Origin of the sequence: Nonomuraea deserti (assembly GCF_004348685.1) — a bacterium.
GTDB lineage: Bacteria > Actinomycetota > Actinomycetes > Streptosporangiales > Streptosporangiaceae > Nonomuraea > Nonomuraea deserti.
Window position 1 is genome coordinate 1 of the sequence record NZ_SMKO01000284.1, and the last position, 9,479, is coordinate 9,479.

Genomic DNA, 9,479 nt, shown 5'->3' on the forward strand with positions numbered 1-9,479 from the left:
GGTCAGCGGGGCGGGGACGGCGGGTGGTGCCGTAGACCAGGCGCGGTGGCCTGTCGCCGTACAGCCGGCTGACGGTGACGAAGTGGTAGCCCCGGGCCGACAACTTCCTCAGCACCCTCGGGATCGCCCGGACCGTGGTCGGATGGATGTCGTGGAACAGGATGATGCTGCCGGGACGCGCCGACCTGACGGCCTTGCGGGCCACCCTGGCGCTGTCGCGATGCAGCCAGTCGAGGGTGTCCACGCTCCACATCACCAGCGGGCGCGGGCTCTGCAGGCGTACGGCGGTGTTGAAGGCGCCGTACGGCGGGCGTATCAGCCTGGGCGTGACGCCCGTGGCCGCCTTGATCGCCCGGTCGGTACGGGTGAGCTGGGAGCGGATCCCGGTGGCCGACAACTTCGTCAGGTCGGCGTGTGACCAGGTGTGGCCGGCGATCTCGTGTCCGGCCGCGTACGTCCTGCGGACGATGCCGGGGTTGGCGGCGACGTTCTGACCCACGACGAAGAACGTGGCGCGGGCGCGGTGGGCCGCGAGGTGGCGTAGCAGCGTGTCCGTGTAGCGGCCGGGTCCGTCGTCGAACGTGAGCGCCACGCACTTGACGCGGCGGCAGTCGACCGGCTTGCCCGCGGCGGCGTCGAGCGCCGCTCTCACCGGTCGGAGCGAGACGGCCCGGACGGCGCCGGACCACATCTCGTGGACCGTACCGGACACCGCGGCCACCGTGGACGCGCCGCTTGCCCGCTTGCCCGGAGCGCCAGGGACGGCCGTCCCGCGAACCTCTCCCTGCGGGTCAGGCCGTGCCGTTGCCCTGGGCAGGGCTGTGGCGAGGGCCGCGTGGCTCGCGCCGAAAGCCGTTGTCGCGAGGACGGCCGTGGCGATGCGCCCCGCCGTCCCCCGTCTGGCGCCGGCCGGGACAACCCGGCACGCCCGCGCCGGCCCGTCCCGGCGCGCCCGCGCGCCGATCTTCATCGTTCCCCCTCGCGCACCACCTCCGGTGCGTCCCCCTGAGTGCCGGCCCGGCCGGGGCCGGGACCGTTCCAAGAAGTTGGACAACCGTCCTGCGTACCTGGTTCGCGGGAGGCGGCTTTCCGGATGGAGCGGGCCGGGGCGGAGGGGCCGCCCCGGCCGTGAGGGGTCCGGTCAGCGGTTCCAGGAACGCTGGAGGGCGTCGCGGAACCTGCGTCCGGCGGGCGGCGGCACCTCGCCGTTGCCGTGTTCCTTCCTGGAGCCGTGGCCGGAGCCGTTGCCGGAGCCGTTCCCCGAGCCGTTCCCCGAGCCGTTCCCCGAGCCGTTCCCTGGAGGCGGCAGTGCGGGCAGCGCGGCAGGTACGAGCACCGCTTCCTCCTCCTCGGTGACCGGCCGCTCGATCTCGCTGTACGCGCCGTCGTGGCCGCGTACGATGACCCCGGTCTCCACGCCGTGGGAGACGGTGTGCTGGTCGCGCGCCAGCAGCCCCAGGGCGATCCTCCGGGCGATCACGTAGCCCAGCACGGGCCCGGCGACGATCGCGACGCGGAAGATCCACGTGGTGGCGTTCAGCGAGATGTGGAACGTCGAGGCGATCAGGTCGTTGCCGCCGGCCAGCCAGAGCACGCCGTAGTAGGCGATCCCGGCGACGCCGAGGCCGGCGCGTACGGGCACGTCCCTCGGCCGGTCGAGGAGATGGTGCACGGTGTTGTCACGGGTGATCCACCGTTCCACGAACGGGTAGAGCGCCAGCACCGTGAACAGCAGCCCGGGCGCCCCCAGGGCCGGGATGAGCACGCTCATGGTCACCGTGTGCCCGAAGACCGTGAACTCCCACGGCGGCATGATCCGCAGCGCGCCCTCCAGGAAGCCCATGTACCAGTCGGGCTGCGAGCCCGCGCTGATCGTGCTCGGCAGGTACGGGCCGTACAACCAGATGGGGTTGATCTGGAACAGCGTCGCCAGCAGCGTGATCACCGCCAGCACCCACAGGAAGAACACCGTCGTCTTCGCCAGGAACGTGGGGAAGAACGGCGCTCCGCGCACCACCCGGTCGGTCAGCCCCTTCGCCCTGAACTGCGTGTGCGTCTGCCGCCAGGTCAGCACCACCGCGTGCAGCGGGATGAGCAGGAGCAGCAGCGCGGGGATCAGCAGCACGTGGATGCTGTACAGCCGGGAGATGATGTCTCCCCCGGGGAACTCCCCGCCGAACAGGAACATCGCCAGGTACGTGCCCACCAGCGGCACCGAGATCGTGACCCCGTGCAGGATGCGCAGGCCCGCACCCGACAGCAGGTCGTCGGGCAGCGAGTAACCGAACAGGCCGTTCAGCATCACCAGGCCGAACAGGGCGACGCCGATCAGCCAGTTCAGGTCGCGCGGCTTGCGGAAGGCGCCGGTGAAGAAGTTGCGCAGCATGTGGGCGACGATGGCGGCGAGGAAGACCAGCGTGCCCCAATGGTGCATCTGCCGCATCAGCAGGCCGCCGCGCACCTCGAAGCTGATCTCAAGGCTGGAGGCGTACGCCTCGCTCATCGCGACGCCCTGCAGCGGCACGTACGAACCGTCGTAGATCACCTCCTGCATGCTCGGCTTGAAGAAGAACGTGAGGAAGACGCCTGTGAGCAGCACGACCACGAACGCGTAGAGAGCGATCTCCCCGAGCAGGAACGTCCAGTGGTCGGGGAAGACCTTCCGCATCGCCTTCTTCAGAAAGCCGGCCCCGCCGAGCCGGTCGTCGAGTGCTCCGGCCAGTGAGCTGCCCTTCATCGTCAACCCGCCTATGTCTTGATGGGTACGTCACCTAACAAGACGGGACAGATGCCAAAAATGTGACAGCTGGCGGGCGGTCAATTTCAGGCGAAGCGTTCGATCGTGACGGGGATCAGACCCAGCGCGCGGATCGCCTGCCGGTGGTGGTGCAGCAGCGCGCCGAGCGCCGTGGCGGGCGCCGCGCCCAGCCGCGCGGTCACGTCCACGCACCAGGCGATGCTCGTCCCGATCCGGCGCAGCTCCCAGGAGAAGCCGTGGCCGTCGGCGTCGGCCGCGGCGGCGCCGGCCACGCGCGGGTCGCCGGTAGGCTCCAGCCGCAGCGCCGTGCGTGCGCTCGCCAGCGCGTCGGCGCCGAGCTCCCCCGCGAACAGGATGCGGTAGCGGCGCGCGCCGGTCGAGGTGCCCAGGTCGAGCGGCGTCTCGCCGGGAAGGGGCTGGCGCTCGGACCGTGCCCGCAGCTGCGGTTCGGACGGCAGCTCACCGCCGCCGAGCCGCGCGTACGCCTGCGCCGCCGCCCGCCGGTCCACCGCCGTCACCCTCGCCCGCAACCCGGCGTCGGAGCGCAGGTCCCGGCTGAGCCGCGCGGCGCCCGCCCAGGCCCTGGCCGCCGGTCGCCACGCGGCGGTGTCGATGCCGGCGGCGGTGTAGTCGTCGCAGAGGACGAACTCCTCGACGAGCATCGCCGCCGGTGACGGGTCGCCCGCCGCGGCGTCGATCAGGTAGTAGTCCACCGATCGATGATCCTCGGTGGCCGGACGCGGTGGCAAGCTCATCACCCGTCCGGGCCCGGTGGAGTCCACCCGCCCCGGACGGCGGAGCCGCCGGAGCACCACGACGGGTCCGGGCCGCATGGGCCCCGCTCGTTCTGGGCAGGTAGGCCATCTGGCCCCACGACCCCTATCTGCCAGGCACGGGAGGCACCAGCGATGCGGCACGGCCGGACCGGCGGGATTCTCGCCGGCACCCTCACGGCGGCGATGCTCCTGATCGCCGGATGCACGGCAGGCGGCGATCGGGCACCGGACGGGCGGCAGGCACCGGCGGCCAAGCTGTCGATCACGCCCGCGAACGGCTCCGAGAAGGTCCGCCCGGACACCGGCGTCAGCGTCAAGGTCACCGGCGGCGAGGTCGCCGCGCTGACCGTCGCCGACGCCAAGGGACGCGAGGTACGGGGCTCCATGGGCGCCGACGGCACGTGGCGGCCCCGGTGGTCGTTGCGGCCCTCGACCAGGTACACGGTCAGCGCCCGGGCCACGGGCACCGACGGCAGGCAGGTCACCGGCAAGGCGACGTTCACCACCCTCGAACCGGAGCGCGTACTGAAGAGCGGCATGTCACCCCTGGACGGCGAGACGGTCGGGGTCGGGATGCCCGTGCAGCTGCTGCTGTCCCGGCCGGTGACGGGCAAGGAGCACCGGGCCGCGATCGAGCGGTCGCTGGAGGTGCGGATGTCCCAGCCGGTCGAGGGGGCGTGGAGCTGGGTGAGCGACCGTGAGGTGCAGTTCAGGCCGCGCGCGTACTGGCCGGTGGGGGAGCAGGTGACGGTCGTGGCGCACCTGGCGGGCGTACGGGCCGGTGACGGCCTGTGGGGCACCAAGGACCGCAGGCTGAGCTTCACCGTCGGCCCCGAGCACATCACCAAGGTCAGCGCCGGGACCCACAAGGCGGTGGTGCGGAAGAACGGCGACGTCGTCAAGACCATGCCGGTCAGCCTGGGCAAGCCGGGCGACGACAGCTACTCGGGCGTCATGATCGCCCAGGAGAAGGCGCCGGAGATCGTCATGGACTCGGCGACCGTCGGCAAACCGGGGGAGTACCGGATCCGTACCAAGTGGAACGTCCGGATGACCTACAGCGGCACGTTCTTCCACGCCGCGCCCTGGTCGACCGGCGCGCAGGGCAGCCGCAACGTCAGCCACGGCTGCGTGAACGCCAGCCCGGAGAACGCCCGCTGGTTCTACGAGTTCACCCAGCGGGGCGACATCATCGAAGTCAGCGGCACGTCGAGGAAGCTGCGGTTCGGCAACGGGCCGACGCCGTGGGCGAAGTCATGGGAGGACTGGCTGGCCGGCAGCGCCCTCGGCGCCCCGGTCAACGGCTGACGCCCGCGCGGGAGGGAGCCGCCGCGTTCGCACCGGCCGGAGCCGGGCAGGGCGGAATGCCGGGGACGGGATGCTGGGCCCTGACGTGAGCCTGGGAGATGTACCCCCACCCGCCGTTCGCCCACGGCTCGTCGGCCACGGTGCGGTACCAATGTCCGTCCCCCGCCTCGACCACGCACAGGAAGACGTCGGGGCCCTCCCGGTCCAGCCGCCCGACCTTCGCGGTCGCCGCGCCCGGCCCGGCGTGCACCGTTCCTCCGGCGTTCTCGCAGGCGAAGCCTCGCTCCCAGGTCACCCCGAGGTCCGGGTCCTCGACCGGCGGCTTGATGGAGGTACGAGGATCGGCCTTCGCGCACGCGGGCGGCCCGCCGGGTGACACGGGCGCGAGGACCAGGCAGCCGGTCACGACGACGGCGACCAGCGACGCGGCCGCCGCCCGCAGCGGCGTCCGGAACCACCGCGACGGTCCGGCGAGCAGCAGGCCGGCGTGCACGGCCAGCACCGTCGCGAGCGCGCCCCACAGCCAGGGATCGTGCATGTTGCCGGTGGCCAGGTTGCCCGCCAGACCCGTCACGGCAGGGAAGAGCACGCTCACGGCGACCTTGAGCGTCCGGCCCTGCCTGCCCGGGTCCTGCTCGGCGCCGCGCGCCCGGCCGCGCTTGCCGGGGCCCCGCTCGGGGCCGCGTGCCCGGCCCTGCGCGCTGGGGTCCTGCTCCGCGCCGTGGACCCGGTCCCATGCCGAGCGCCACAGCGCCTGCTCCCCGGCGATCTCCTCGTCGGAGCCGCCCCGCACGAGCAGGCAGGCGCGCACCACCAGCTCGGACGTGCGGCGGTCGGGAACGGCCGCGTGCCGCTCGCCGAGCACGTCGTCGATCGCCCGGACGGTGAGGCCCGGCACCGCCGCGGCCAGCTCGGCGTCGTCGCGCGCCCCCGCCCAGGCGCGCAGCGCCCGCAGGCCGGCGACGTAGCCGGCCCACGTCATGGCCGCGTCGGGCCGGGGAGGGAAGAGGAGCGCGCCGTCCTGTGTCACTGGTCACCGCCATCGATCCGTACGGTCCGGCGTCACGCAGCGTACCTGGTCGACTACGCGAAGTGCGGCCTTTTCGTATGGTGTTCGCCCGGCGATGCCGTCGGGTCCCGTAAACCGGACGGACAAATCCCCTCACTTGACTGGATAGGGGACAATTCATCGGATGACATTTTCGGCCCCTCGTCTGATCGAGCTAGGAGCAGGCATGCAGATCGTACGGTTCACCAGCCCTCTGACCGGTGCGGACGCGGTCGGGATCGACGACGGTGAACAGGTGGTGGAGCTGTCCGGGATCACCACCGTCGGCGAGCTGCTCGGGCTCCCCTCCGCCGAATTCCGCGCGCGGTGCGAGGGTGCCGACGGTCCCCGCCACGCCTCGGCGGGCGTACGGCTCCTGCCTCCGGTGGACGGGCGGATGGAGGTGTGGGCCGCCGGCGTGACCTACCGGCGCTCGCGCGAGGCAAGAGTCGTCGAGAGCGAGCGGGCCGCCGACGTGTACGAGCTGGTCTACGACGCCGAAAGACCCGAGCTCTTCTTCAAGTCCGCGGCGTGGAAGGTCTCCGGGGACGGCGGGCGCATCTCGGCGCGCGCCGACTCGGAGATCGACGTGCCGGAGCCCGAGCTGGGGCTGGTGCTCAACGCCTCGGGGGAGATCGTCGGCTACACGGTGGTCGACGACGTGAGCTCGCGCACCATCGAGGGCGTCAACCCGCTCTACCTGCCCCAGGCGAAGATCTACCTGGGCGCGTGCGCCGTCGGCCCGGCGATCAGGCCCGCATGGGAGGTCTCCGACCCGTACGCCCTGGACATCACGCTCTCCATCACCAGGGGCGGAGAGACGGTGTGGGACGGCAAGGCGAACACCTCGCAGCTGAACCGGCGCCTCGACGACCTGGCGGCCTACCTGTTCCGCGCCGACGTCTTCCCCGACGGCGCGGTGCTGGCGACCGGCACCTGCCTGGTCCCCGACCTGCCGTTCACGCTACGGGACGGCGACACGGTGACCATCGCCGTCTCCGAGGTCGGCACGCTGACGACCAGCGTGGTCAGGGGCCTGGACGCCATGCGCTGACCTCCTCGTACGCCGCCCCGCCCGGTGACGGGGCGGCATGGCTCTCAGCCGGCGCTGCCCTCCTTCTCGAAGGAGCTCAGCGTGGGGTCGTAGTCGAGGGCGCCGATGTCGTACATCGGGGTCATCCAGTGGTAGAAGTTGTCGCCGCGCTCGCGCAGCAGGTCGTACAGGCGGCGCATCATGCGGCGCCGGACCGGGGCCAGCTCCTGGTGGGTGTACCGGTTGCTCAGCTCGTGCGGGTCGGCGCGCAGGTCGTACAGCTCGTTGACCGACTCCGGGTTGACGACCAGCTTGTAGCGGTCGTCGCGGATCATCCGCTGCGGGTAGGGGAAGTGGTGGCCGTGGAACTCGGCGAGCAGCTCGCCCGGCCATTCCGGGTGCTCGCCGCGGACGATCGGCGCCAGGCTGCGGCTGTCCACGGCCGGCTTCGTGTCGCAGCCCGCCAGCTCCAGGATCGTCGCGGTGCAGTCGGTGAGCGTGACGAACTCGTCCCTGACCTGCGGCTGCTCGCCGGGGATGCGGACGATGCCGGGGATGCGGTAAATGTCCTCGTACATCGCGGGGCCCTTGTCGTGCAGCCGGTGCGCCCCGGTGAACTCGCCGTGGTCGGCGGTGAAGAACACCGTGGTCTCGCCGGTGAGCCCCAGCTCGTCCATCCGGTCGAGGATCCGGCCGATCTGCCGGTCGATCAGCGTGACGTAACCCCAGTAGACCGCGATCAGCTTGCGGGTGACCTCGATGGGGATCGTGTCGAACGTCCAGTGCGCGCTGTAGTTGCGCTGCACCGGCGGTTTGCCCTCGAACGTCTCCGCGATCGACGGCGGCAGCTCCACCAGGCTCGGGTCGTACATGTCGAAGTACTCGTCCGGCAGCAGGTACGGCAGGTGCGGCCCGAAGAAGTGCGTGGCCAGGAAGAACGGCCGCCCGTCCGCGGCGTAGCGCTCCATGTGCTCGATCGCCCTGGTCGCCAGGTAGTGCTCGAACGTCGCCTCCACCGGCTGGTGCAGCCGCGCCGCCAGCAGGTTGCCCTGGTTGCCGTTGGGCGTGGTGCCCCGGATCAGGTCCGAGATCCGGTACGGCGGCAACCCCCGCTCCTCCAGGTACGCCAGGTAGTCGGGGTGGTCGACCGGGTTGTGCCAGCCGGGCAGGTCGGGCCCGTCGAAGCCGTAGGAGGCGGCGTTGCGGCTGGTGCCGCCGTGCCACTTGCCGATCAGCCCGAGCTGGTAGCCGCGCTCCCGCAGCGCCTCCGGGAAGGTGAACGCGTCCTCCCGCAGGTCCTCCAGATAGCCGACGTTGCGCTCGTAGTTCGCCAGCAGCCGGTGCCGGAACGGCGCCTGCCCGGTGAGCAGGCTCGCCCGCGCCGGCGTGCAGATGGCCGTCGGCGTGTAGAACCGATCGAACCGCGTGCCGGTCGCGGCCAGCCTGTCCAGGTTGGGCGTGGCCACGTGCGGGTTGCCGTAGCAGCCCAGGGTGTCGACGCGGTGCTGGTCGGTCATCAGGAACAGCAGGTTCACTTGGTGTAGGCCTCCGTGTAGAGGTCGCCCGTGTAGTACGTCGCGGGATCCGGGCGAGACTTCAGCTGGCCGGTGCTGACGAAGAAGTCGCCCAGGCTGTTCAGCCACGTGGCGACCGTGCCGTCCTTGGTCTTGGCGACCAGGTCGGCCGTGCTCATGACCTGTACGTTCGCCGCGTCGGCCTTGACCTTGGCCACGTCGAGCTTGAGCAGCGCGGCCGCCTCGGTGATCGAGTCCTCGGGGTGCGCGGCACGCCAGTCGTTGGCCTCCTGCAGCACCTTGATCACCTTGCGGGTGAGCTCCTGGTCCACGCCGGTGCCGCCGACGAACGCGGTCGGGAACGAACTGTCCGGGAACTCCTTGGTGCTGGCCAGCTCCACCGTGTCCGGCACCTTCTGCTTGATCGTGTCGATGAGCGGGTACCAGATCCCGGCGCCGTCGATCTGCCCGGCCGAGAACGCCGAGACGACCGTGGCCGGGTCCATGGGGATCTTCTGGATGTCCCCGGCGGTCATGCCCGCCTTCCGCAGCGCCAGGTTGAGCACCATGTCGCCGGACGTGCCTTCGGGCACGCCGACCTTCTTGCCCTTGAGGTCCTGCATGGTCTTGACGCCCGGCCGCCCGATGACGCGGTCGGCGTACGCGAGCGTGTTGACCGCGACGACCTTGGCCTTGCCGGTGGCGGGCAGCCACATGGCCCCCGGGCCGATGTAGCCGAAGTCGAGGTCACCGGAGCCGAGCGCCTGGATCTGCAGGGGCCCGTTGGTGAAGACCTTGATGTCGGGGGTGAGGCCCTGCTTGTCCCACAGGCCCTGCTTGTCGGCGATGGCGAGCAGGCTCGCGCCGTTGTAGTCGCTGATGTAGCCGAACCTGACCGTGGAGCCGTCGTCGGTGCAGGCGGTCACGGAGAGTGTCATCAGGCTCACCGCCGAGGCGGCCGTCAGGGCGCGGCGAAGGGAACGCATGGCGGATCAGTCCTTTCCGGGAGGTGAGTGCGGGCCGGGGCCGCGGGGTACGTGCG

The 9,479-nt window shown here is 71.4% G+C and carries 8 protein-coding genes; 2 read left to right on the forward strand and 6 right to left on the reverse strand.

Annotated elements, in window-relative coordinates; translation table 11 throughout:
- The 3 genes from E1292_RS47520 to E1292_RS47530 form a co-directional block, all read right to left on the reverse strand.
- On the reverse strand, positions 1-712 hold a 712-nt coding region (locus tag E1292_RS47520), incomplete at its 3' end, for a polysaccharide deacetylase family protein (protein ID WP_246090917.1).
- 429 nt (positions 713-1,141) lie between these two features.
- Positions 1,142-2,737, reverse strand: a complete 1,596-nt coding sequence (qcrB, locus tag E1292_RS47525) for a cytochrome bc1 complex cytochrome b subunit (RefSeq protein WP_132606388.1) — start codon at positions 2,735-2,737, stop codon at positions 1,142-1,144.
- A gap of 86 nt (positions 2,738-2,823) precedes the next feature.
- Complete coding sequence (locus E1292_RS47530) at positions 2,824-3,471, reverse strand: hypothetical protein (protein WP_132606389.1); 648 nt, start codon at positions 3,469-3,471, stop codon at positions 2,824-2,826.
- Positions 3,472-3,666: 195 nt separating this feature from the next.
- Between E1292_RS47530 and E1292_RS47535 the strand changes: the two genes are divergently transcribed.
- Complete coding sequence (locus E1292_RS47535) at positions 3,667-4,842, forward strand: L,D-transpeptidase (RefSeq protein ID WP_132606390.1); 1,176 nt, start codon at positions 3,667-3,669, stop codon at positions 4,840-4,842.
- On the opposite strand, the gene E1292_RS47540 is transcribed toward E1292_RS47535, so the two are convergent.
- A complete protein-coding gene (locus tag E1292_RS47540) occupies positions 4,832-5,872 on the reverse strand; it encodes a hypothetical protein (protein WP_132606391.1) in 1,041 nt (346 codons plus the stop codon). The two genes, E1292_RS47535 and E1292_RS47540, sit on opposite strands and share 11 nt — an antisense overlap.
- A gap of 205 nt (positions 5,873-6,077) precedes the next feature.
- Between E1292_RS47540 and E1292_RS47545 the strand changes: the two genes are divergently transcribed.
- Positions 6,078-6,944, forward strand: coding sequence for a fumarylacetoacetate hydrolase family protein (locus tag E1292_RS47545; RefSeq protein WP_132606392.1), 867 nt, complete (start codon positions 6,078-6,080; stop codon positions 6,942-6,944).
- Positions 6,945-6,988: 44 nt separating this feature from the next.
- Here E1292_RS47545 and E1292_RS47550 read toward each other — a convergent pair whose 3' ends face one another.
- On the reverse strand, positions 6,989-8,458 hold the full coding sequence (locus E1292_RS47550; RefSeq protein ID WP_132606393.1) for a sulfatase family protein: 1,470 nt from the start codon (positions 8,456-8,458) through the stop codon (positions 6,989-6,991).
- Entirely contained in the window at positions 8,455-9,423 is a 969-nt protein-coding gene (locus E1292_RS47555) for an aliphatic sulfonate ABC transporter substrate-binding protein (protein ID WP_132606394.1), read from the reverse strand. Before E1292_RS47555 ends, E1292_RS47550 begins: the two co-directional genes overlap by 4 nt.
- Between the last annotated feature and the right edge of the window lie 56 nt (positions 9,424-9,479).